Below are 23762 nucleotides of genomic sequence, written 5' to 3'. Positions count from 1 at the left end.
ATGCCGGTTTTCCGCTCTTGCCGCAGAAAAGAAAATGCCGCCCGGAGGCGGCATTTCAGGATCGTTGCGATTTGCCTCAGACCTGTTCGAAGGCGCCGTGGCAATGCTTGTATTTCTTGCCGGAGCCGCACGGGCAGGCCTCGTTGCGGCCGACCTTGCCCCAGCTGGCGGGGTCATCAGGATTGCGGTTTTCAGGCGAGACGATGACTTCCGATGCCTGGTAGATCGGAGCGTAATCATCCTCGCCGGTCGTGGGATCCAGGTGATGGGCCTGCATCAGCGGCGGCTCGGGCTCGGCCGGCGCCTGCTGAACCAGTTCGACGCGCATCAGCTGGGCGGTGACCGCCTCGCGCAGATTGTTGAGCAGCGCGGTGAAGAGTTCGAAGGCTTCGGATTTGTATTCCTGCAGCGGATCGCGCTGGGCATAACCGCGGAAGCCGATGACGGAGCGCAGATGATCCAGGTTGACGATGTGCTCGCGCCAGAGATGGTCGAGCGTCTGCATGACGATCGAGCGCTCGACATAATGCATGATGTCGTCGCCGAAACGCTCGGCCTTTTCCGTGAAGGCGGCATTGGAAGCCTGAGTCAGGCGCTCGCGGATATCGTCCTCGCCGATACCTTCCTCCTTCACCCAGTCCTCGATCGGCAGGTCGAGGTTCAGGGTGTTGGCGGCGGCGGTCTTCAGGCCGACGGCATCCCACTGTTCGGCATAGGCGCGCTCGGGGATATGCTTGTCGACCAGATCCTCGATCACTTCGCGGCGCATGTCGGAGACGGTCTCGGAAATATTGGTCGATTCCATCAGCTCGAGACGCTGTTCGAAGATCACCTTGCGCTGATCGTTGAGAACGTCGTCATACTTCAGAAGGTTCTTGCGGATATCGAAGTTGCGGGCTTCGACCTTCTTCTGCGCGCGCTCGAGCGCCTTGTTGATCCAGGGATGGACGATCGCCTCGCCCTCCTTGAGGCCGAGCTTGGTCAGCATGCTGTCCATGCGGTCGGAGCCGAAGATGCGCATCAAGTCGTCCTGAAGCGACAGATAGAACTTCGAGCGGCCGGGGTCGCCCTGGCGGCCGGAACGGCCGCGCAGCTGGTTGTCGATGCGGCGGCTTTCATGGCGTTCGGTGGCGATGACGTAGAGACCGCCGGCGGCGAGCGCCTTCTGCTTGAGTTCCTTGATCTCCTCGACGATCGCCTGGATTCGGGCGTCGCGCTCCGGACCCGCTTCGACCTCGCCGAGTTCGCTCTCGATGCGCATGTCGAGGTTGCCGCCAAGCTGGATGTCGGTGCCTCGGCCTGCCATGTTGGTGGCGATCGTGATAGCACCCGGCACGCCAGCCTGGGCGACGATATAGGCTTCCTGCTCGTGGTAGCGGGCGTTAAGTACCTTGAAGTTGTCGAAGCCCTGCTTGCGCAAGCGCTCGGCGAGCAGCTCCGACTTTTCGATCGAGGTGGTGCCGACGAGCACTGGCTGGCCGCGCTTGTGGGCGTCGAGGATCTCTTCGATGATCGCCTTGAACTTCTCGTCGAAGGTCCGGTAGACCTCGTCGTCCTCGTCAAGGCGCTTGATCGGCAGGTTGGTCGGGACCTCGATGACGTCGAGATTGTAGATGTTGGCGAATTCTTCCGCTTCCGTCTGCGCCGTGCCGGTCATGCCGGCGAGCTTGTCGTACATGCGGAAATAATTCTGGAAGGTGATCGAGGCGAGCGTCTGGTTTTCCGGCTGGATCTGTACCTTTTCCTTGGCTTCGAGCGCCTGGTGCTGGCCTTCCGAATAACGCCGGCCCGGCATCATGCGGCCGGTGAACTCGTCGATGATGACGACTTCGTCGTTGCGGACGATATAGTCCTTGTCGCGCTGGAAGAGCTTGTGGGCCTTCAGCGCGTTGTTGATGTGGTGGACGATCGCGACGTTCTCGATGTCGTAGAGCGCGTTGCCCTTCAAAAGGCCGGCCTGGCGGAGCAGGTTTTCGAGCTTTTCGGTGCCTTCTTCGGAGAAGTTGGCGGAGCGCTGCTTTTCGTCGATCTCGTAATCGCTGGGCGCCAGCAGTGGAATGAAGGCATCGATCGTATTGTAGAGTTCGGAGCGGTCGTCGAGCGGGCCGGAGATGATTAGCGGCGTGCGCGCCTCGTCGACGAGGATCGAGTCCACTTCGTCGACGATCGCGAAATTATGGCCGCGCTGGACCATCTGGTTCTTCTCGTACTTCATGTTATCGCGCAGATAATCGAAGCCGAGTTCGTTGTTGGTGGCGTAGGTGATGTCGCAGGCGTAAGCCGCGCGGCGCTCCTCGTCGGAAAGGCCGTGAACGATGACGCCCGTGGTCATGCCGAGGAAGCCATAGACGCGGCCCATGGTCGCGGCATCGCGCTGGGCGAGGTAATCGTTGACGGTGACGACGTGCACGCCCTTGCCGGAAAGCGCGTTCAGATAGACCGGCAGGGTGGCGACGAGGGTTTTGCCTTCGCCGGTCTTCATCTCGGAGATCGCATTCGAATGCAGGATCATGCCGCCGACGAGCTGTACGTCAAAAGGTCGCAGGCCGAGAACGCGGCGCGAGGCCTCGCGCACCACGGCAAAGGCGGGAATCAGGATGTCGTCGAGCGTCTTGCCTTCGGCAAGCAGCGCGCGGAATTCCACCGTCTTGGCGGCGAGCTGCTCGTCTGTCAGAGCCTTCGTCTTCTCTTCGATAGAGTTGATGGCAGTGACGTTCGGCTGGTACGACCGCACGCGGCGATCATTGGACGATCCAAATAACTTGCGGGCTATGCCGCCAAAGCTGACCATGTGACTGGCCCTTTCTCAATATTTCATCCCCGGCGTTTCTTGTTGGCGGCCCAGCCGAAAATCAGGCGCGCAGCTTAAAACGCCCGGAAACTGTTCTGGACGCGAGGTTGCGTGACAGATAAGAGGGGGGTCGAATGATGTCAACGGATTTGGCGGATACAGAAAGGCCACAATCCGATGTTGATGGCTATTTTGGGCTGGATTCAGGGGATACTGAAGCCGGCGATGTAACTGTGAAGGGTATTTCATGTTGAGCACCAACAAATTCGCCGCGCTGGCGTTTGTCACTTTTGTTGCGCTCCAGGCGCCCGCCTTTGCTGACGATGCAATCGTCGCCAAGGTCGGCAAGCTGGAGATCCATCAGTCGGAACTCGATCTCGCCGTCGCCAATCTCGATCCGCAGCTGGCGCAGCTGCCCGATGAGCAGAAGAAGGTCGCAGCCCTGTCGGCCGCCATCGATGTGAAGCTGCTCGCAGCCGACGCCATCGCCGAGAAGCTTGATCAGACCGACGAATTCAAGAAGCGCATGCAGTATCTCGCCGACCGCGAGCTGCACAATGCCTATTTCAAGAAGCATGTCGTCGACACCGTGACGCCTGACGAAGTCAAGGCGCGCTACGACAAGGAAGTCGCAGCCCTGCCGAAGCAGGAGGAAGTCCACGCCCGCCACATCCTCGTCAAGACCGAGGACGAAGCCAAGGACATCATCCAGCAGCTCGACGCCGGCAAGGATTTCGCCGAACTCGCCAAGGAAAAGTCCACCGATCCGAACAAGTCGGAAGGCGGCGATCTCGGCTATTTCACCCGCGGCCGCATGGTCAAGGAATTCGAGGACGCAGCCTTCGCGCTCGAAAAGGGCACCTATTCCAAGACGCCGGTCAAGACCGACTTCGGCTATCATGTCATCAAGGTCGAGGATAAGCGCGACGCCGCTCCGCCGCCCTTCGAGCAGGTGCAGGATCAGGTTCGTCAGCTTGTCATGCGTGACAAGTATCTTGCGCTCCTCGCCCAGGCGAAGACGTCTGCAAAGGTCGAGATCATGGATGAGACGTTGCGCAAGGGCTACGACGAGGCCAACAAGCAGCCGGAGCCGGGCAGCGAGCCCGTCGCGCCCGCGCCGCAGAAGTAATATTCGCATCAAGGGCCCGGTTCTTCCGGGCCCTTCGTTAGATCCGGATGATTTTCGGCCTGAGCGGCCTGAAATCCGAATCCGGATCTAGATCAAAAGTAGAGCGTGATGCCGAAAACCGCTCGCACTTTTCGGCATCACGCTCGATCATCGTTTATTGTCGCATTTCCGGACGGCGAACCGGTTCCCATTTCGCCTGGAAATGCTCTTTGGCAGGTGTCGTATCATGTCCGGTTCCGTCTCCCCGCTCGCTCCGAAATCTTTCGTCTCCATGCCCTCGCTGCGCGGCGTGCGCATGGCGACGGCTTCTGCCGGCATTAAATACAAGAACCGCACCGACGTGCTGCTGATGGTCTTCGACAAGCCGGCAGCGGTCGCAGGCGTCTTCACCCGCTCCAAGTGCCCGTCGGCGCCAGTCGATTTCTGCCGCGCGAACCTTCCTCATGGCAGTGCGCGGGCCGTCGTCGTCAACTCAGGCAACGCCAACGCCTTCACCGGCCTGAAGGGTCGCCAGGCGACCGCGCTGACGGCGAAGTCGGCTGCAGCAGCCGTCGGCTGCGGCGAAAACGAGGTCTATCTGGCCTCGACCGGCGTCATTGGCGAGCCGCTGGATGCCACCAAATTCTCAGGCGTCCTGGAGCGGATGCAGGCCGAGGCCACCAGCGATTTCTGGTTCGAGGCCGCAAAAGCGATCATGACGACCGACACCTATCCGAAGGTCTCGACCCGCAGCGCTGAGATCGGCGGCGTCACTGTCACGATCAACGGCATTGCCAAGGGTGCCGGCATGATTGCGCCCGATATGGCGACGATGCTTTCCTTCGTCGTCACCGATGCCGATATCACGCCTGCGGCTTTGCAGGCGCTTCTGTCCGACGGCGTCGGTCCGACTTTCAATTCCATGACCGTCGACAGCGACACGTCCACCTCCGACACGCTGATGCTGTTTGCGACGGGTGCCGCGGCCGAGGACGGTCAGGCCCGCATCGAACGTGCCGACGACCCGCGCCTTGCCGCCTTCCGGGCCGCTCTCAACGACGTGCTGAAGGATCTGTCGCTGCAGGTGGTGCGCGACGGCGAAGGAGCGACGAAGATGCTGGAAATCACGGTGACGGGCGCCGAGAGCGACGCCGCCGCCAAGCGCATTGCGTTGTCGATCGCCAATTCGCCGCTCGTCAAGACGGCGGCCGCCGGCGAAGACGCCAATTGGGGCCGCATCGTCATGGCCGTCGGCAAATCGGGCGAGATGGCCGACCGCGACCGGCTAGCCATCTGGTTCGGCGACGTCAGGGTCGCCGTCAATGGCGAGCGCGATCCCGATTATTCCGAGGTGGCAGCCTCGGATGTCATGAAGGCGCAGGATATCCCCGTCAAAGTCGATATCGGCCTCGGCACTGGTTCGGCAACCGTCTGGACCTGCGACCTTACCAAGGAATATGTTGCGATCAACGGCGACTATCGGAGCTGATCGTTCATTGGCGCAGGCATCCATTTCCCAACAGAATCTGCCGCTGGTTCGCAGGCTGGAGGCCGTCGGCTTCCGCGCCTGGCCGGCGGCATCGGTGCAGTATGACGGCAGCTGGCAGGTGCGGCTGACGGCCGGCCACCCGTCCAACCGGCTGAATTCCATCGTCCCGCTCGATCCCTCCGATCATCGCGACGTCGAAATCCGCCTGGAAAAGGCGCGCCGGAAATTCGAGGCCTATGGCCGCGCCGCCGTGGTCCGCCAGACGCCGCTTGCCTCGCCCGTGCTGATCGATCTTCTCCGCGCGCAGAACTGGACGCAGTTCGACGAGACTGTTGTGATGACCTGCGATCTCGCCGAGGCGGAACTGCCGGATACGCTTGATCATCTGCCGACCCACGATGTCGGCCGTTTCGTCGACGCCAACCTTGCTGTCGACCAGGCGCCGCCGACGCTGAAGCCGGCGCTTGCCGAAATCATTTCGGCGATCAAGCCGCCGTCGGGCCTGTTCTTGATCGAGAATGCGATGGAAGGCCCGCTTGCGACCGTGCTCTGCGTCCAGGACAACGACCTTGCCGGCATCATGTCGCTTTCCGTTTCCGAGACGCGGCGGCGCGAGGGGCTCGGCACCGAAATCCTGACTTCGGCACTGCGCTGGGCGCGCATGCGCAGCGCCCGCTCGGCCTGGCTGCAGGTGAAGCTTTCCAATCGCCCGGCCATCGCCCTCTATGAGCGCCTCGGCTTTCGCGACGCCTATCATTATTGCTACTGGCAGCAGGAGCCGAGATGAGCGAAGCAGGCCGGAAGATATTGCTGGTCGCCGCCTGCGCGCTGATCGATGCCGACGGGCGTATCCTATTGGCACAGCGGCCAGAGGGAAAGTCGCTCGCTGGGCTCTGGGAATTTCCGGGCGGCAAGGTTGAGCCCGGCGAGACGCCGGAGGAAACGCTGGTGCGTGAACTCGAGGAAGAGCTCGGCATCAGGACCAAGATCGCCTGTCTGGCGCCGCTCACCTTTGCCAGCCATTCCTACGAGACCTTCCACCTGCTGATGCCGCTTTATATCTGCCGGCGCTATGAGGGCATTGCCGAAGGTCGCGAGGGTCAGGCTCTGAAATGGGTGCGTCCGCAGGCGCTGCGCGACTACCCGATGCCGCCGGCCGACGAGCCGCTCATCCCGATGCTGCAGGATTTACTTTAGCGTTACCTGATTATTATCACCCAACGCCATTTTCGGCTGTGGATATTAATAGATCGTTTAACACCTTCTGCCAAAGATCGGCCTCAATCAAGCATCTGGCGTGCGTGTATAAAAAGGCTTGACGTCATGGACGATGATTTCTGGAAAGCTGTCCGGGAAAAGGAACGGGCTTCGTCTGCCTCGCGCAGGACGGGTGCGCTCAATATCGCCCTTCTGTTCGGCACGGCGGTGGTGGCCCTGACGCTCATCCTGACGCCCATGCTTGCGGATTCCTCGAAGAAGAGTGTCTTTGCCAGCGCTCCGGTGGATTTCGACACGATCACGACGGGATCGATTCCGAAGGATGAAGGCGGCAAGCGTTATACGATCCGCCGCAGCGTCCTTCAGGAGACGCCTGGCTCGGTCTGCGTCGTCCAGGGATACGGGGTCGGCTCCGGTTGCTGAAAATGCCGGCCGTCGCCTGATGGCCGTGGAATTTGTTGAAGCATTCGGTTCACGCAGAGGGATGGGGTAATGCGTCTTTTGAAAGCATTTTTTGCAGATGACAGAGGTGCGACGGCGGTCGAATACGGCCTGATCGCCGCCCTCATTTGTACCGCGCTCATTTCCGGTCTCGGTTTTTTTACCAATGCCCTGCAGAACGTCTTCGGCGTGATCAGCAACAATCTGCCCGCAAATTGAAAAAGCCGCCAGCGGCTACTGTCTGAGCTTGTGCTCGTCCACCTTCAGCGCGTCGGCAAGGCGTGCTTTGGCGGAGCCCGGCCGGAGCGGCTTTTGCTGGCTCTCGTGCGGCGCCCATCCCGAGACATAGATGATCGAAAAGGTCGCGCGGATGCGTCCGTCGGGATCGGAATAACGTTCGGCATAGATCTCCGCCGCGCGCAGGAAGAAGGCGCGTGTGAGCGGCGTGCGGCCGCGGGCCGCGAGCGGATTGCTCATGCCCATCGCCCTTAGATCCCGCATCAGGGGGAAAAGCGAGTCGTACCGCACCGTGTAGTTCTCGGCGTCGATCACCGGCAGCGTGAAGCCGGCGCGTTGCAGGAGGCTGCCGACATCGCGCACATCGGCGAAGGGAATGACGCGCGGGCTTGCGCCGCCCGTCATCTCGGCCTCCGCGGCCAACAGCACCTCACGCAATTCCTGCAGCGTGCCGGCGCCGGGGATCGCGGCCAGGAACAGGCCGTCCGGCCTCAAGGCGCGCCGGATCTGGATGAGAACACCCGGCGTATCATTGGTCAGATGCAGGCTGAGCGGTGCAAGGACGAGGTTGGCTGATTGCGGCTCGAGCGGCACGTCCTCGAGCGGCGCCTCGATCAAGGTTTCGCCTGGGGCCGCATAGGCCTTGTCGCTTTCGACGCGGATCATCCTGCCGATCTTGCTGGTCGCCATTGCCGCGCGGGCCGCGGCACCCGTCGCGCCGTGCAACTCGACGGCTGTTTCGAAGCGGCGCTCGACGACGGCAAGCCTTTCGGCCATTTCCTCGGCGGCGATGTCGAGCAGGAAGGCGGCTTTCGGATCGTTGCCGACAAGCGCGCGATGGCGATGTGCGGCAATCAGGGCTCTGTCGAAGATCGTTTCCATAGGGATGTCCATAGTCCCGCCTCGCTGAAGCGGCAAGGCGATTTTCCTTTTCGAGGCTATGCGCTAGTCTCAGCCGCATGGGGCCGATCGATTTCGAAACTCCGTCAAAATTCTTGCGGGCGCATCTCTTGCGGCCGTTTTCGGCGCTGGCCGATTTCCTCTATCCGCCCGCCTGTTCCGTCTGCGGTATTTCGACCGTCGGCCATCGCGGGCTCTGCGCGAAATGCTGGTCCGGCATCCGCTTCATCGAACGGCCCTATTGCGAGGTGCTCGGCATTCCTTTCTCGCATGATCTCGGCACCGGCATCCTCAGCGCCGAGGCGATCGCCAATCCGCCGCCCTTCGACCGGCTGCGGTCGGCCGCGACCCATGACCATGCGGTCCGCGATCTCGTTCACGGGCTCAAGTATCGCGATCGCACCGATCTGGCGCCGATGATGGCGGCCTGGATGCTGCGCGCCTCCGACGGCACGGTCGAAAGTTGTGATGGGCTGATCCCGGTGCCGCTGCATCGCACCCGCATGCTGGCACGCAAGTTCAACCAGGCGGCCGAGCTTGTCCGCCATATGGCAAGGCTTTCGGGCAAGCCGCTGCTTGCCACCACCCTTGTCCGCGTCAAGCGCACCAGCCAGCAAGTCGGTCTTGGTGCGAAGGCGCGCGAAGACAATGTCAGGGGTGCTTTCGCGATTGCCAAGGATTGCGAAAACGATGTCTCCGGCAAGCGCATTGTGCTCGTCGACGACGTCTATACGACAGGGGCGACGGTTGCCGCCGCAAGCCGCACGGTACGCAAGGCGGGGGCTGCGGATATCACGGTTTTGACCTTTGCAAGGGCTCTCTCCGAGCCTATATGACAGAAAATACCCGGCATCCGTCTGGAGATATCATGGTACCCGTCACGATCTATACAAGGCAGTTCTGCGGCTATTGCATCCGCGCCAAGTCCCTTCTCGAAGAAAAGGGCGTCGAATATGTCGAGCACGATGCGACTTTCTCGCCGGATCTTCGCCAGGAGATGATCGGCAAGTCGAACGGGCGCACCACCTTCCCGCAGATCTTCATCGGCGCCGATCATGTCGGCGGTTGTGACGATCTTTTTGCACTCGATCGGGCTGGCAAGCTCGATCCGATGCTCGTGGCCTGAGGAAGAACCGATGAGCTTCAAGGCTGCCGCCGTCCAGATGTGCTCCGGGGTCGATCCGGTGAGGAACGCCGCAGCCATGGCGCGGCTCGTCCGTGACGCCGCCGCCCAGGGCGCGACCTATGTGCAGACGCCCGAAATGACCGGCATGCTGCAGCGCGACCGCGCAGCGGCGCGCGCCGTGCTTGCCGGCGAGACTGACGACATCATCGTCAAGACCGGCTCCGAGCTCGCGGCGGAACTAGGCATCTACATGCATGTCGGCTCAACGGCCATCGCGCTTGCCGACGGCAAGATCGCCAATCGCGGCTTTCTGTTCGGTCCCGATGGTCGGATCCTCAATCGCTACGACAAGATCCATATGTTCGACGTCGACCTCGACAATGGCGAGAGCTGGCGCGAAAGTGCGGCCTATACGGCCGGCTCGGAAGCGCGCGTCGTGTCGCTGCCCTTTGCGGAAATGGGCTTTGCCATTTGCTACGACGTTCGGTTCCCGGCGCTCTTTCGTGCCCAGGCTGTTGCCGGCGCCGAGGTCATGACGGTTCCTGCCGCCTTCACCAGGCAGACCGGCGAGGCGCATTGGGAGATCCTACTCAGGGCACGGGCGATCGAGAACGGCGTCTTCGTCATTGCCGCCGCGCAGGCCGGCCGGCACGAGGACGGGCGCGAGACCTTCGGCCATTCTATGATCATCGATCCCTGGGGCACGGTGCTGGCCTCGGCCGGCGCCACCGGCGAGGCTGTTATCGTCGCCGAAATCGATCCCGCCGCGGTCAAGGCTGCGCATGACAAGATTCCGAACCTCAGGAACGGTCGGGAATTCTCGGTCGAGAAGATCGCGGGAGCAATCGCTGGAGGCGTCGCCGCTTGATCCATTATTCCCTTACCTGTGACAATGCCCATGAATTCGAAGGCTGGTTTTCGGAGAGCGCCGATTTCGACCGTCAGGTGGAAACCGGTTTCCTGACCTGTCCCGTCTGCCATTCCGCCGTCATTTCCAAACTCCTGATGGCGCCTTCGGTATCGACGGCGCGCAAGAAGGATGAGAGGCAGACACTGGCGATGGATGCGATGCGCCGGGAGGCCCTGCAAAAGCTGAAAGAGGCCGTCGCGGCCGTCAAAGCCAATTCCGAGGATGTCGGGGCGAAGTTTCCCGAGGAAGCGCGCAAGATCCATTATGGCGAGGCAGACGCCCGCGGCATCATCGGCCAGGCAACGGTCGACGAGGCCCAGGCCCTCGTGGAAGAGGGCATCGACATCGCTGCTATCCCTGTTTTGCCGGAAGACGTGAACTGAGATGCAGCCCGCGCGTCTGGCGTCCTCGCACCTGTAGAAAGCGTAGCCAGCTAATTGACGGCGGATTACGCCGGTCGCTTTGCCAGCAGCATATAATTCACGTCCATATCTCTGGAGAGGTTCCACTGGTTGGACAGCGGATTGAAGAAGACACCCGTGCGGTCAGTGATCTCGAGCCCGTCTGCGGTCAGCGGCTTTTCCAGTTCTTCCGGACGCACCAGCTTTTCATACTGATGGGTACCGCGCGGCAGCCAGCGCAGGATGTTTTCGGCAGCGAAGATGGCGAGCGCCGCCGCTTTCATCGTGCGGTTGATGGTGGCGACAAAGATCAGGCCGCCGGGGCGGACCATTTTTGCGCAGGTCGCCATGAAAAATTCGACGTCGGCGACATGTTCGACCACTTCCATGTTCAAGACGATATCGAAGGTTTCGCCGGCCTCGGCAAGCTGCTCGGCGGTGACGGCGCGATAATCGACCGAAACGCCGGAGGATTTCGCATGGGTCGAGGCTATGCCGATATTCTTCTCGGAAGGATCGGCGCCGACGACAGAGGCGCCCATGCGCGCGACAGGCTCGGACAGGAGGCCGCCGCCGCAACCGATATCGAGCACGCGCAGGCCTTCAAGCGGTCGGGCGCCTTTCGGATCACGGCCGAAATTCTCGCAGGCCTTGTCTCTTATATAGGCGAGGCGGACGGGATTGAACTTGTGCAGCGGCCTGAACTTGCCGGTCGGGCTCCACCATTCCGCCGCCATCGCCGAGAAGCGGTCCACTTCGCCCTGGTCGATCGTGCTTCTGGCGGTTTCCGTCATCGTCCACTCCTTGCGTTCTGACAAGTGAAGTCGGACGATCGGGGGCATAAGTCAAGGGGCGTGGGTATCGGCCAACTGGCGAAGGCGCAGACGCTCGGCGATTGCTTTTATCGCGCGCTTGCCTCCCCCCGCCAAACTCGCTAAGAGACGCCGCAACTTGGGGCCTTCAGGGCCTGGGCTTTTAGAGCGGTTCCAGAAAATGGGAATCCGGCTCTTTCGCCAAGCGGTCCGCCCCAGAGCTTTCGTGATGCCGGGTCCGGGTTTCCGTTTTCCGGCGCCAGTCGTGGTAGAGGCATATGGCACGCATCGTAATGAAATTCGGCGGCACGTCCGTCGCTGACCTGGACCGCATCAAGAACGTTGCCCGCCATGTGAAACGCGAAGTCGACGCCGGCCATGAGGTGGCGGTGGTGGTATCGGCCATGTCCGGCAAGACCAATGAGCTGGTCGGCTGGGTGCAGGGCATGCCGAAGGTGATCGGCGCCAATTCGCCCTTCTACGATGCGCGCGAATATGATGCGGTGGTCGCCTCCGGCGAACAGGTGACCTCGGGGTTGCTGGCGATCGCATTGCAGGCGATGGATATCAATGCGCGCTCCTGGCAGGGCTGGCAGATCCCGATCCGGACCGACAACGCCCATGGCGCGGCGCGTATTCTGGAGATCGACGGTTCCGACATCATCAAGCGGATGGGCGAGGGCCAGGTCGCCGTCATCGCCGGTTTCCAGGGATTGGGACCTGACAACCGCCTCGCGACGCTCGGGCGCGGCGGATCGGATACGTCGGCCGTCGCCATCGCGGCAGCTGTCAAGGCGGATCGCTGCGATATCTATACCGATGTCGACGGCGTCTATACGACCGATCCGCGCATTGTGCCGCAGGCGCGCAGGCTGAAGAAGATCGCCTTCGAGGAAATGCTGGAAATGGCCTCGCTCGGCGCCAAGGTGCTGCAGGTGCGTTCGGTCGAGCTTGCCATGGTGCACAAGGTGCGTACCTTCGTGCGCTCGTCTTTCGAAGATCCCGATGCTCCGGGCATGGGCGATCTGTTGAACCCGCCCGGAACGCTGATTTGTGACGAGGATGAAATCGTGGAACAGGAAGTAGTCACCGGCATCGCCTATGCCAAGGATGAGGCTCAGATCTCGCTTCGCCGTCTTGCCGACCGGCCGGGCGTCTCCGCCGCGATCTTCGGGCCGCTTGCCGAATCCCATATCAATGTCGACATGATCGTCCAGAATATTTCCGAGGATGGATCGAAGACCGACATGACCTTCACCGTGCCGTCAGGCGACGTCGAGAAGGCGATCAAGGTCCTCGGCGACCATAAGGAGAAGATCGGTTACGATGTCGTGCAGAACGAATCGGGGCTGGTGAAAGTGTCGGTCATCGGCATCGGCATGCGCAGCCATGCGGGTGTTGCTGCGACCGCGTTTCGTGCACTTGCCGAAAAAGGCATCAACATCAAGGCGATCACGACCTCCGAGATCAAGATTTCCATCCTGATCGACGGTCCCTATGCAGAACTCGCTGTCAGGACTTTGCATTCCTGCTACGGTCTGGATAAGAATTGATTCCCAGCGGGCGGCCTGCCCCTTCAGGTTGAGGAGACGGAGGCGGGCCCGCCGGGACAGAGAGTGTTGTTTCGGGAGCTTGAGACGTCATGAGAGACCTTTCCGGCGGTCCGCGCGTGCTGCTCAGGCGGCTGCGCGAGTTGATGGCAGAGCCGCTGGAGCCGCAGGATCGTCTCGACCGGATCGTCCGACAGATCGCCAGCAACATGGTGGCCGAGGTCTGCTCGGTCTATGTGCTGCGCGCCGACGGCGTGCTCGAACTCTACGCGACCGAAGGCCTCAACCGCGAGGCCGTGCATCTCGCGCAGCTGAAGATGGGGCAGGGCCTCGTCGGCACGATCGCCGCTTCGGCCCAGCCGCTGAACCTTTCCGATGCGCAGTCGCATCCAGCCTTCCGCTACCTGCCGGAGACCGGCGAAGAAATCTATCATTCCTTCCTCGGCGTGCCGATTCTCCGAACCGGGCGCTCTCTCGGCGTTCTCGTCGTGCAGAACAAGGCAAGCCGCAACTATCGCGAAGAAGAGCTGGAAGCGCTCGAAACGACGGCGATGGTGCTTGCCGAGATGATCGCCACCGGCGAGCTCAAGAAGATCACCAAGCCTGGCCTCGAACTCGACCTGACACGCTCGGTGACGATCGACGGCGATACCTATAATGACGGCATCGGCCTCGGCTACGTCGTGCTGCACGAGCCGCGCATCGTCGTCACCAACCTGCTCAACGAGGATACCGACAAGGAGATCCGGCGGCTGGCGGAGGCCATGGGCTCGCTCAGGATCTCGATCGATGACATGCTGTCGCGCCGCGACGTCTCGATGGAGGGCGAGCATCGCGAGGTGCTCGAAACCTATCGCATGTTCGCGCATGACCAGGGCTGGGTGCGCAAGCTGGAGGAGGCGATCCGCAACGGCCTGACGGCGGAAGCGGCGGTCGAGAAGGTCCAGAGCGACACCAAGGCGCGGATGATGCGGTTGACCGACCCTTATCTGCGCGAACGCATGCATGATTTCGAGGACCTGGCAAACCGCCTGCTCAGGCAGCTGACGGGTTATACCGGGCGGACGACCGGCGAAGGTTTCCCCAACGACGCAATCATTCTGGCGCGCGCCATGGGGGCAGCCGAGTTGCTCGATTATCCCCGCGCCAATGTGCGCGGGCTGGTGCTGGAGGAAGGGGCGGTGACGAGCCACGTGGTGATCGTCGCACGCGCCATGGGCATTCCCGTCATCGGCCAGGCGGCGGGCGTGGTGGCGCTCGCCGAGAATGGCGATGCTGTCATCATCGACGCCGACGAGGGGCATGTGCATCTCCGGCCGATGGCCGATCACCGGCGATCCTACGAGGAGAAGGTCCGCTTCCGCGCCAGGCGGCAGGAGCAGTTCCGGGCGCTGCGCGCCATCGAGCCGGTCACCAAGGATGGACAGCGCATCTCGCTCATGATGAATGCCGGCCTGCTGGTCGATCTGCCGCAGCTTTCGGAATCGGGCGCGGAGGGCATCGGTCTCTTTCGCACCGAGCTGCAATTCATGATCGCCTCCACCATGCCGAAGGCGGAGGAGCAGGAGCAGTTCTACCGCAATGTGATCAAACAGGCGGCGGGCCGTGTCGTCACCTTTCGGACGCTCGATATCGGCGGTGACAAGGTGGTACCCTATTTCCGTGGCCACGAAGAAGAAAACCCCGCGCTCGGCTGGCGCGCCATCCGGCTGTCGCTCGACCGGCCGGGACTGCTGCGAACCCAGCTGCGCGCGATGCTGAAGGCATCTGCTGATACCGAGCTGAAACTGATGGTGCCGATGGTGACCGAGGTTTCCGAGCTGAAGATGGTGCGCGAGCTCTTGCAGAAGGAAGTGCAGCATCTCTCGCGTTTCGGCCACGGGCTGCCGCGCAAGCTGCAATTCGGGGCGATGCTTGAGGTGCCCGCACTGCTGTGGCAGCTCGACGAGTTGATGGAAGCGGTCGATTTCGTCTCGGTCGGTTCGAACGACCTCTTCCAGTTCTCGATGGCCGTCGATCGCGGCAATGCGCGGGTTTCGGATCGCTTCGATCCGCTCGGCAAGCCTTTTCTGCGGATCCTGCGCGATATCGTGCGCGGGGCAGACCGCAACAAGACGCCGGTGACGCTCTGCGGCGAGCTTGCCGGCAAGCCGATCTCGGCGATGGCGCTGCTCGGCATCGGCTTCCGCTCGATTTCGATGTCGCCGGCTTCGATCGGTCCCGTCAAGGCGATGCTGCTCGGGCTCGATGTCGGGGCACTGACGAAGGCGATGGAAGAGGTACTGGACGATAGTCACTCGACGGTGCCGATGCGCGAAGTGCTTGCCCGCTTCGCCGAGAGCCACAATATTCCCCTTTAGACACATACAAGAAGAATCGGAGTGAAGGGTGGCGAAGCTTCCCGTTGAAAAAATGCGCGAGCTGGAACGCCGTTTCGGCGAGATCGAGGCGCGCATGTCGGCAGGCCCAGCCGCCGACGTCTATGTGAAGCTGGCATCCGAATATTCCGAGCTGCAGCCTGTCGTCACGAAGATCCGCGCCTATGAGAAAGCGGTCGCCGAGCTTGCCGATCTCGATGCGCTGCTCGAGGATAAATCGGTCGATCGCGAAATGCGCGATCTCGCCGAACTCGAACTGCCGGAGGTGAAGGAGCAGATCGAGGCGCTGGAACAGGATATGCAGATCCTGCTTCTGCCGAAGGATGCGGCGGACGAAAAAAGCGCGATCCTGGAAATTCGCGCCGGCACGGGCGGCTCGGAAGCAGCACTTTTTGCCGGCGATCTCTTTCGCATGTACGAGCGTTTCGCTGCGGAAAAGGGCTGGAAGGTGGAGGTGCTCTCGGCAAGCGAAGGCGAAGCCGGCGGCTACAAGGAAATTATCGCGACGATCACGGGCCGGGGCGTCTTCGCCAAGCTGAAATTTGAATCCGGCGTGCATCGCGTGCAGCGCGTGCCGGAAACGGAGGCCGGCGGGCGCATCCACACGTCGGCTGCCACGGTGGCAGTGCTGCCGGAGGCCGAGGAGATCGACATCGAGATCCGGCAGGAAGATATCCGCATCGACACGATGCGATCTTCGGGCGCGGGTGGCCAGCACGTCAATACGACGGATTCGGCAGTGCGCATTACCCACCTGCCGACCGGCATCGTGGTCACCAGCTCGGAAAAATCGCAGCACCAGAATCGCGCCAAGGCAATGCAGGTGCTGCGCTCCAGGCTTTATGACGCCGAGCGGCAGCGGGCTGACAGCGAGCGTTCGGCCGATCGCAAGAGCCAGGTCGGCTCCGGCGACCGCTCCGAGCGTATCCGCACCTATAATTTTCCGCAGGGGCGCGTGACGGACCATCGCATCAACCTGACGCTCTACAAGCTGGACCGGATGATGGAAGGCGAGATCGAGGAGGTCGTCGACGCGCTGATGGCGGACTATCAGGCAAGCCAGCTGGCGCAACTCGGCGAACAGCAGTGAGCCCGACGGTCGCCGAGATGCTTGCCGAGGCGCGACGCCGCTTCACCGAAGGCGGTATCGCCGATCCGGCAACCGACGCGCGGCTGCTTGTCGCAGGCCTTTTGAAACTGTCCTCGACGGAGCTCCTGACGCGATCGACCGAGAAGCTTTCGCGCGAGCAGGCCGGCGAGATTTTGAAGGCGCTGGAGCGGCGGCTTGCCCATGAGCCGGTGCACCGCATTCTCGGCGAGCGGGAATTCTACGGCCTGCCGCTCGGGCTCTCGGCAGAAACGCTGGAACCGCGGCCGGATACGGAAATCCTGGTCGATACGGTGCTTGTCTATCTCAAGGACCTTGCAAAGGCCGAGGGCCATCTCCATATCCTTGATGTGGGAACCGGGACCGGGGCGATATGCCTTGCGCTTTTGAGCGAATGTCCCGAGGCGTCGGGTATCGGCAGCGACATATCGTCGGATGCACTTCGGACGGCAAAATCAAACGCGGAAAGAAACGGGTTGCAGGATCGCTTTCAGGCCGTGGAGTCGAAATGGTTCGAGAACATCCAGGGCTCGTTTCACGCGATTGTCTCAAATCCGCCCTATATTGCTTCCAATGTCATTCACGATCTCGCTCCCGAAGTGACGAAATTTGATCCGGTTGCAGCACTAGATGGCGGCCCGGATGGGCTTGACGCCTATAGGGCCATAGCCAAGGATGCGGCAAGTTTCATGAGACCCGATGGGGTCGTGGGACTGGAAATCGGCTACGATCAGCGAAATGATGTGACGGCGATCTTCGAAGCGAAAGGCTTCAGATGCCTCAAATCCGTTAAAGATTATGGTCAAAACGACAGGGTGCTCGTGTTCGCGCTCGCGTGACGGGCGGTAATTGCCGGCATCGAACAGAACATTATTGCTATTGCGAAGAAAAGGCTTGGATTTCCGGGGGAAGCAATATAGGTTGCGGTCACGTGTTGGGCAGATAGGAATGAACGAGATTCGTTCGGTACTTGGTTTGCCTCGGGGGTCCGCTCTTTTAAACGAGAGTTTCAACGGTTGAACACGACCCAACGCGTGAATCAGTCAAACTGACTTGAGAACCAAGCGGCAGGTCGGCGCAAAGGCGCAGTATGCTCGCGGCACAAAGGTCCTGACCCGGTTTTCCGGTCATGGCGGTTGGTGCCATGTATCCATCACAAACAGAGAATTCAGGTGAACGATCTATGAGGCCAGGACAGCAGAACAAGCGCGGTCGAGGGCGTGGTAACAACAATAACAATGGCGGCGGTGGAAATAACAATAACAACAATTTCAACCGCAAGGGCGGCAACCCGCTGACCCGGACCTATGACAGCTCCGGCCCCGATGTGAAGATCCGCGGTACTGCGCAGCATATCGCAGAAAAATACGCGCAGCTCGCCCGTGATGCCCAGAGTTCCGGCGACCGCGTGATGGCCGAGAACTATCTTCAGCACGCCGAGCATTACAATCGCATCATCGCAAGCGCCCAGGCGCAGATGCAGGAACGCTTCCAGCGCGACGACCGCGGCGAATACAATGACCGCGAAGCTTCCGACCGCGATGGCGACGACATCGATGCGAACGACAATGACGGCGACGATGTCGTTGTCGTCCAGCCGCCGCAAAACAGGCAGCATCAGCCGCAGGCACAGCCGAAGCCGGCAGCCGCTACGGCGCCCGCCCCGGCGCCCCAGCCCGAAGTCATCGACGGGACCGGCCCGCAGCCGGAGATCGAAGGCATTCCCGCCGAGGTCGCCATGGACGAGGAAGGTTCCGCCGGCCAGCCGCGCGAACGCCAGCCCCGCCGCCGCGCCGCCGGCAACCGTCCCCGTCGCCCGCGTCGTGGCGCGGAAGGTGACGCGGCCGCGGAAGGCGAGGACGCCTCTGCCGAGGTGCCGGTGCTGGCGGATGTCGCATCGGAATGAAAGATTTCGCGTCTCCCTTCGGGCAGACGCGGATGGCTCATTCGATCTGCTCGGACTTCCTTGAAAATCCCCGGCCTTGTGCCGGGGATTTTCATTTTACGGGCTCTTTAAACTCTTAAAACAGCGTACCATATTCTCCTCGAACTGCTTCGCCCAAATCCCAGACGGGCCAAGCGCGGCCTGCCTTTTCAGGGGGTCGATCTCAATCATCGGTCTGCGCCTCGTCAGGGCAGGGCGATCCATGGAGGTAGAATATGAATATCGAGAAATATTCCGAGCGGGTGCGCGGTTTCATCCAGTCGGCGCAGACCTATGCGCTGGCGCAAGGTCACCAGCAATTCACGCCCGAGCACGTGCTGAAAGTGCTGCTCGACGACGATCAGGGCATGGCGGCGTCACTGATCGAACGCGCCGGCGGCGATGCCAAGGCTGCCCGTCTTGCCAATGACGCGGCGCTTGCCAAGCTTCCTAAAATCTCAGGCGGCAACGGCAATATTTATCTGGCGCAGCCGCTCGCCAAAGTGCTTTCCACCGCCGAAGAGGCGGCGAAGAAGGCCGGCGACAGCTTTGTCACCGTCGAGCGGCTGTTGCAGGCGCTGGCGATCGAATCCTCCGCCTCCACCTTTTCGACGCTGAAGAATGCCGGCGTGACGGCTCAGGGCCTGAACCAGGTCATCAACGACATTCGCAAGGGGCGGACGGCGGATTCCTCCAATGCCGAGCAGGGGTTCGATTCGCTGAAGAAGTTCGCCCGCGATCTCACCGCCGAGGCCCGCGAGGGCAAACTCGACCCCGTGATCGGCCGCGATGACGAAATCCGTCGCACCATCCAGGTTCTCTCCCGCCGCACCAAGAACAATCCTGTCCTGATCGGCGAACCCGGCGTCGGCAAGACGGCGATCGTCGAAGGTCTGGCGCTACGCATCGTCAATGGCGACGTGCCGGAATCGCTCAAGGATAAGAGGCTGATGGCGCTCGACATGGGCGCGCTGATCGCTGGTGCGAAATACCGCGGCGAGTTCGAGGAGCGGCTGAAGGCGGTGCTCAACGAGGTGCAGGCCGAGAACGGCGAGATCATCCTGTTCATCGACGAGATGCATACGCTGGTCGGCGCCGGCAAGGCGGACGGGGCAATGGATGCCTCCAACCTCCTGAAGCCTGCCCTTGCCCGCGGTGAGTTGCATTGCGTCGGCGCGACCACGCTCGACGAATATCGCAAACATGTCGAGAAGGATCCGGCGCTTGCCCGCCGTTTCCAGCCGGTCGTCGTCGATGAGCCGACGGTCGAGGACACGATCTCGATCCTGCGCGGCCTGAAGGAAAAATACGAGCAGCATCACAAGGTGCGCATCGCCGATGCCGCACTGGTGGCAGCGGCGACGCTTTCCAACCGTTACATCACCGACCGCTTCCTGCCTGATAAGGCGATCGATCTGATGGACGAGGCGGCTGCACGCCTGCGCATGCAGGTGGACTCCAAGCCCGAGGAACTCGACGAACTCGACCGCCGCATCATCCAGCTGAAGATCGAGCGTGAGGCGCTGAAAAAGGAAACCGACGTCGCCTCTGCCGACAGGCTGAAGCGGCTAGAGACCGAACTCACCGGCCTCGAGGAAGAAGCTGATGCGCTGACGGCCCGCTGGCAGGCGGAAAAGCAGAAGCTCGGCCTTGCAGCCGATCTCAAGAAGCAGCTCGACGATGCCCGCAACGAACTGGCGATCGCCCAGCGCAAGGGTGAATTCCAGCGCGCCGGCGAACTGACCTACGGCGTCATTCCCGATCTCGAAAAGCAGCTCGTCGATGCTGAAAAGCAGGACGGCGAACGTGGCGCGATGGTGCAGGAGGTGGTCACCCCCGACAATATCGCCCATGTCGTTTCCCGTTGGACTGGCATTCCCGTCGACAGGATGCTGGAGGGCGAACGCGACAAGCTGCTGCGGATGGAAGACGAGCTGGCGAAATCGGTGATCGGCCAGGGCGATGCGGTTCAGGCCGTGTCGCGCGCCGTCCGCCGCGCGCGTGCCGGGCTGCAGGATCCGAACCGGCCGATCGGCTCGTTCATCTTCTTGGGTCCCACCGGCGTCGGCAAGACGGAGCTCACCAAGGCGCTTGCCCGTTTCCTCTTCGACGACGAGACGGCGATGGTGCGCATGGACATGTCCGAGTACATGGAGAAACACTCCGTTGCCCGGCTGATCGGTGCGCCTCCCGGCTATGTCGGCTATGACGAAGGCGGGGCGCTGACGGAGGCCGTGCGCCGCAGACCCTATCAGGTCGTGCTGTTCGACGAGATCGAAAAAGCCCATCCCGACGTCTTCAACATCCTGCTGCAGGTGCTGGACGACGGACGCCTGACGGACGGCCAAGGCCGGACGGTCGATTTTCGCAACACGATGATCATCATGACCTCGAACCTCGGCGCCGAATATCTGACGCAGCTCAGGGACGGCGACGACAGCGATACGGTTCGCGAGCAGGTGATGGATGTCGTGCGCGGGCATTTCCGGCCGGAATTCCTGAACCGCATCGACGAGATCATCCTCTTCCATCGCCTGAAGCGCGAGGAGATGGGCGCGATCGTCGATATCCAGCTGAAACGGCTTGTGGCTCTCTTGTCCGAGCGCAAGATTGTCATCGATCTCGACGAGGAAGCCCGCCATTGGCTGGCGAACAAGGGTTACGATCCGATCTACGGCGCAAGGCCGTTGAAGCGGGTGATCCAGAAGTTCGTGCAGGATCCGTTGGCCGAGCAGATGCTGTCCGGCCAGGTGCCGGATGGATCGACGGTGAAGGTGACCAGCGGTTCGGACCGGCTGCAGTTCAAGACACGGCAGACGGTAAGCGAAGCGGCATAAACCGCTTTGTCAAAGAATTGCGAATGGCGGCTTCGGCCGCCATTTTCGTTCGATGGCTGAAGAACGCCTGCGGCGCTTGTCAGCTACGGAAGATTATTTGCTCGCCACCTGATCCGGCGTCTGGTTGTTCAGCAGCGTATCGATGCGCTTGCGCTCATCCTCGAATTTCGCCAGCGCTTCGCCCTGCAATGACTTACCGCCCGGCAGACGAATGCGCAGCGGGTCGACCTTGGTGCCGTTGACGATCAGTTCGTAATGCAAATGCGGGCCGGTGGATTCGCCCGTTGTGCCAACCCAGCCGATGACCTGGCCCTGGCGGATCTTGGCGCCGGGCAAGACGCCCTTGGCGATGGCGCTCTGGTGATTGTAGGAGGATTCATAGCCGTTGGCATGACGGATGATTGTCTGGTTGCCATAGCCGCCGGAATCCCAGCCGGCCTTCTCCACCGTGCCGTTGCCGGCGGCTATGATCGCCGTGCCGCGCGGTGCTGCCCAATCGACGCCGGTATGCATGCGGGCGAAGCCGAGGATCGGGTGACGGCGCATGCCGAAGCCTGATTTGAAGATGCCGTTCGGAACCGGATTGCGCAGCAGGAACTGGCGGATGCTCTTGCCGCTTTCGTCGAAATAATCGACCGTGCCGTCCTCGGGATCCTGGAAGCGGTAGAAGCGCGTCTGTGTATCGCCGAAACGGGCGTTGACATAGAGCAGCTCGGAATCTTCGGTCGCCTGGCCGGCGCTGTCGGCGACGGAGAAGAAGGCCTCGAGACTATCGCTCGGCCGCAGCTGCGCCTGGAAATCGACATTGCTCGCAAGCAGCTTGATGATCAGCGCCGTCATATCCTTGGTCATGCCGTAGGAAAGAGCGGCGCGATAGATGCCGTCATAGACGCGCGGCAGGTTCTGGCCTGGCGGCGGAGCGAATGAATTGTCGTCGAAGGCGGTGGCGATTGCGTCCAGCATCGGCGGCTCACTGCCGGGCACGTATTTGCCTTTGTCGTCGACGGCCACGGTGACGAGATGGCGCGTGCCGCGGTAGACGCTGGCCCGGATGATCTTTGCCTGTTCGCCCTTCTGGATAATGCCGATACGCAGCACGTCGCCCTTCTCAAGCTCACCCGTGCCGAGTTGCTGCGAGATATAGCCGGCAATGCCATCGGCATATTGTTGCGGATAGCCTGAATCCGTCAGTGCCTTGGCGATCGTCGTGTCCACGCGCACGGGCAGGATGTCGTCGGCGAATTCCTCGGTCTGCGGCGTGATCGATTCCGGCGCGGAGACCGTCATGTTCTGTTCGAGCACGCGGGCGGAGAGACCTGCGGTCAGATCGACATCGGCATCCTCGTTGGAGAAACGGCGCGGATCGACGTAATAAAGGGCTGCGAGCTGGGTGTTGCCGTCGGTCAGGACAGAACCGTTGGAGCGTACGTTTTCTTCGACTTCCTCAAACGACAGGCCGGACGCCATCTGCAGGGTGGACTTGCCGGTTGGGAAGGGAATGGTCTTCAGGCTGACTTCGGATTCGACGTCGGAGCCATAGATCGCACCCGTGCGGCTTTGCGGCGCGGGCTGCGGCTCGTCGGCGGAAAAGATCGCCAGTGGATCGAAGTCGGGATAATCCTCGGTCGCCACATGGTTGGCGGCCAGCGTCATCTTCACATGTGCGAAAGGCTGGCGGCGCACGACCTCCTTCTCACCGTCGTGGACGACGGTCGAAACTTCCATGATGGCGCGGTCGGAAGGTTTGGCGGCGATGGCGGGTGCAATCAGCCGGCCGCCACGGACTACCGTCGTATCCTCATGTGCTTCGGCCGCCGCACTTGCATAGGCTTCGGCGGGGATCGCCAGCTGCTGGCGGCCGTCAAGGGCGGCAAAAAGGGCGACGCCCATCAGGACGGACGATGTAATGCCGGTGAGGAACGTGCCCGAGAGCCAGCGCAGGGAAACCTCGCGCCGGTCGGGTGCGCGCCTGCCGTCTGCCAGAAGCGGAGGCTCGTTGCCCAACGAGCGGATCATCATTTTCTCCGTCATCATGGCAGTCTAGTCCGCGTCCTTACATTCGACGTCTCTGGAGGCATTGTTTGGCCATCCTGGCTGGGGCGAAAGATGTGCATATTTTGGGCATGGAAGTCAAATCACTCAGGAAAAGGCAGTCTGCCTGCGTTTGCCTGTGTGAATCGTGCTTCTCTTAAGACCAGCAGATTGTGATGATGTCGGGGCGCGGAAGACGAAAGAAGCACTCTTTCCACAAAAAGCCGAGAGATGATCGCTTTTCGTGTCCTGTCAGGCCGTTCGGAATCCGGAAAAAGACAGCGTTCCGGCGCGGCCCAGAATTTTCTATGTAAAAACAATGATTTGAAAGAAATATCACTTTTTTCAAAAAGCGCTGTTGACTGTTTCCGGGTGTTAGTTCTATAAGCCCACTCACTGAACGAGGGCGGCGGCGCTGCTGGCGACGAAGTCTTTCGTTCTAAAGAAACTCAAGCGGATTGGCTGATGCTGGTTTGTGTTCTGGACGCGAGTTTGGAGCGG

At 61.6% G+C, this 23762-nt stretch carries 20 protein-coding genes; 16 read left to right on the top strand and 4 right to left on the bottom strand.

What is annotated here, in order from left to right; genetic code table 11:
- Positions 1–76 precede the first annotated feature (76 nt).
- A complete protein-coding gene (secA, locus tag EFD55_RS31240; RefSeq protein WP_125850773.1) occupies positions 77–2791 on the bottom strand; it encodes a preprotein translocase subunit SecA in 2715 nt (904 codons plus the stop codon).
- A gap of 247 nt (positions 2792–3038) precedes the next feature.
- Here secA and EFD55_RS31235 point away from each other — a divergent pair, with 247 nt between their 5' ends.
- From EFD55_RS31235 to EFD55_RS31210, 6 genes are all read left to right on the top strand, one after another.
- Positions 3039–3920, top strand: a complete 882-nt coding sequence (locus EFD55_RS31235; RefSeq protein ID WP_125850771.1) for a peptidylprolyl isomerase — start codon at positions 3039–3041, stop codon at positions 3918–3920.
- Between the two features lie 226 nt (positions 3921–4146).
- On the top strand, positions 4147–5388 hold the full coding sequence (argJ, locus tag EFD55_RS31230) for a bifunctional glutamate N-acetyltransferase/amino-acid acetyltransferase ArgJ (protein WP_125850769.1): 1242 nt from the start codon (positions 4147–4149) through the stop codon (positions 5386–5388).
- Entirely contained in the window at positions 5357–6175 is an 819-nt protein-coding gene (locus tag EFD55_RS31225) for a GNAT family N-acetyltransferase (RefSeq protein ID WP_125850767.1), read from the top strand. Before argJ ends, EFD55_RS31225 begins: the two co-directional genes overlap by 32 nt.
- Positions 6172–6585, top strand: coding sequence for an 8-oxo-dGTP diphosphatase MutT (gene mutT / locus EFD55_RS31220; RefSeq protein WP_125850765.1), 414 nt, complete (start codon positions 6172–6174; stop codon positions 6583–6585). The genes EFD55_RS31225 and mutT overlap by 4 nt, the downstream gene beginning before the upstream one ends.
- Before the next feature lie 126 nt (positions 6586–6711).
- A complete protein-coding gene (locus EFD55_RS31215) occupies positions 6712–7029 on the top strand; it encodes a hypothetical protein (protein ID WP_125850763.1) in 318 nt (105 codons plus the stop codon).
- Positions 7030–7098: 69 nt separating this feature from the next.
- Positions 7099–7266, top strand: coding sequence for a Flp family type IVb pilin (locus tag EFD55_RS31210; protein WP_125850761.1), 168 nt, complete (start codon positions 7099–7101; stop codon positions 7264–7266).
- 15 nt (positions 7267–7281) lie between these two features.
- Here the strand turns inward: EFD55_RS31210 and EFD55_RS31205 are convergent, their stop codons facing one another.
- On the bottom strand, positions 7282–8166 hold the full coding sequence (locus EFD55_RS31205) for a class I SAM-dependent methyltransferase (protein ID WP_125850759.1): 885 nt from the start codon (positions 8164–8166) through the stop codon (positions 7282–7284).
- Positions 8167–8243: 77 nt separating this feature from the next.
- On the opposite strand from EFD55_RS31205, the gene EFD55_RS31200 reads away from it, so the two are divergent.
- Genes EFD55_RS31200 through EFD55_RS31185 form a run of 4 tightly spaced genes read left to right on the top strand, consistent with a single transcriptional unit; the run spans position 8244 to position 10603 of the window.
- Entirely contained in the window at positions 8244–9020 is a 777-nt protein-coding gene (locus EFD55_RS31200) for a ComF family protein (protein ID WP_125850757.1), read from the top strand.
- Between the two features lie 32 nt (positions 9021–9052).
- The gene (grxC, locus tag EFD55_RS31195) at positions 9053–9310 is read left to right on the top strand and encodes a glutaredoxin 3 (RefSeq protein ID WP_125850755.1); all 258 of its coding nucleotides are present in this window, start codon (positions 9053–9055) and stop codon (positions 9308–9310) included.
- 10 nt (positions 9311–9320) lie between these two features.
- Positions 9321–10178: a carbon-nitrogen hydrolase family protein gene (locus tag EFD55_RS31190; RefSeq protein WP_125850753.1), complete on the top strand. Its 858-nt coding sequence runs from the start codon at positions 9321–9323 to the stop codon at positions 10176–10178.
- Positions 10175–10603: a DUF1178 family protein gene (locus tag EFD55_RS31185; RefSeq protein ID WP_125850751.1), complete on the top strand. Its 429-nt coding sequence runs from the start codon at positions 10175–10177 to the stop codon at positions 10601–10603. Before EFD55_RS31190 ends, EFD55_RS31185 begins: the two co-directional genes overlap by 4 nt.
- A gap of 65 nt (positions 10604–10668) precedes the next feature.
- Here the strand turns inward: EFD55_RS31185 and ubiG are convergent, their stop codons facing one another.
- The gene (gene ubiG, locus EFD55_RS31180) at positions 10669–11415 is read right to left on the bottom strand and encodes a bifunctional 2-polyprenyl-6-hydroxyphenol methylase/3-demethylubiquinol 3-O-methyltransferase UbiG (protein WP_125850749.1); all 747 of its coding nucleotides are present in this window, start codon (positions 11413–11415) and stop codon (positions 10669–10671) included.
- A gap of 296 nt (positions 11416–11711) precedes the next feature.
- On the opposite strand from ubiG, the gene EFD55_RS31175 reads away from it, so the two are divergent.
- From EFD55_RS31175 to clpB, 6 genes are all read left to right on the top strand, one after another.
- Positions 11712–12986, top strand: a complete 1275-nt coding sequence (locus EFD55_RS31175; protein WP_064686444.1) for an aspartate kinase — start codon at positions 11712–11714, stop codon at positions 12984–12986.
- An 89-nt stretch (positions 12987–13075) separates the two neighbouring features.
- Positions 13076–15343: a phosphoenolpyruvate--protein phosphotransferase gene (ptsP, locus tag EFD55_RS31170; protein ID WP_125850746.1), complete on the top strand. Its 2268-nt coding sequence runs from the start codon at positions 13076–13078 to the stop codon at positions 15341–15343.
- 28 nt (positions 15344–15371) lie between these two features.
- Positions 15372–16451 carry a peptide chain release factor 1 gene (gene prfA / locus EFD55_RS31165; RefSeq protein WP_125850744.1) on the top strand — a complete coding sequence of 360 codons (1080 nt, stop codon included), beginning with the start codon at positions 15372–15374 and terminating at the stop codon, positions 16449–16451.
- Entirely contained in the window at positions 16448–17308 is an 861-nt protein-coding gene (gene prmC, locus EFD55_RS31160; RefSeq protein ID WP_125850742.1) for a peptide chain release factor N(5)-glutamine methyltransferase, read from the top strand. Before prfA ends, prmC begins: the two co-directional genes overlap by 4 nt.
- Before the next feature lie 344 nt (positions 17309–17652).
- Positions 17653–18375, top strand: coding sequence for a DUF4167 domain-containing protein (locus tag EFD55_RS31155; RefSeq protein WP_125850740.1), 723 nt, complete (start codon positions 17653–17655; stop codon positions 18373–18375).
- A gap of 254 nt (positions 18376–18629) precedes the next feature.
- Positions 18630–21230, top strand: a complete 2601-nt coding sequence (gene clpB / locus EFD55_RS31150; protein WP_125850738.1) for an ATP-dependent chaperone ClpB — start codon at positions 18630–18632, stop codon at positions 21228–21230.
- A gap of 93 nt (positions 21231–21323) precedes the next feature.
- Here clpB and EFD55_RS31145 read toward each other — a convergent pair whose 3' ends face one another.
- Complete coding sequence (locus EFD55_RS31145) at positions 21324–23264, bottom strand: M23 family metallopeptidase (RefSeq protein WP_125850736.1); 1941 nt, start codon at positions 23262–23264, stop codon at positions 21324–21326.
- Between the last annotated feature and the right edge of the window lie 498 nt (positions 23265–23762).

It is taken from the genome of Rhizobium pisi, from assembly GCF_003938655.1.
In the GTDB taxonomy this organism is placed as follows: Bacteria; Pseudomonadota; Alphaproteobacteria; order Rhizobiales; family Rhizobiaceae; genus Rhizobium; species Rhizobium pisi.
This window is presented reverse-complemented; position numbering and strand designations above follow the sequence as displayed.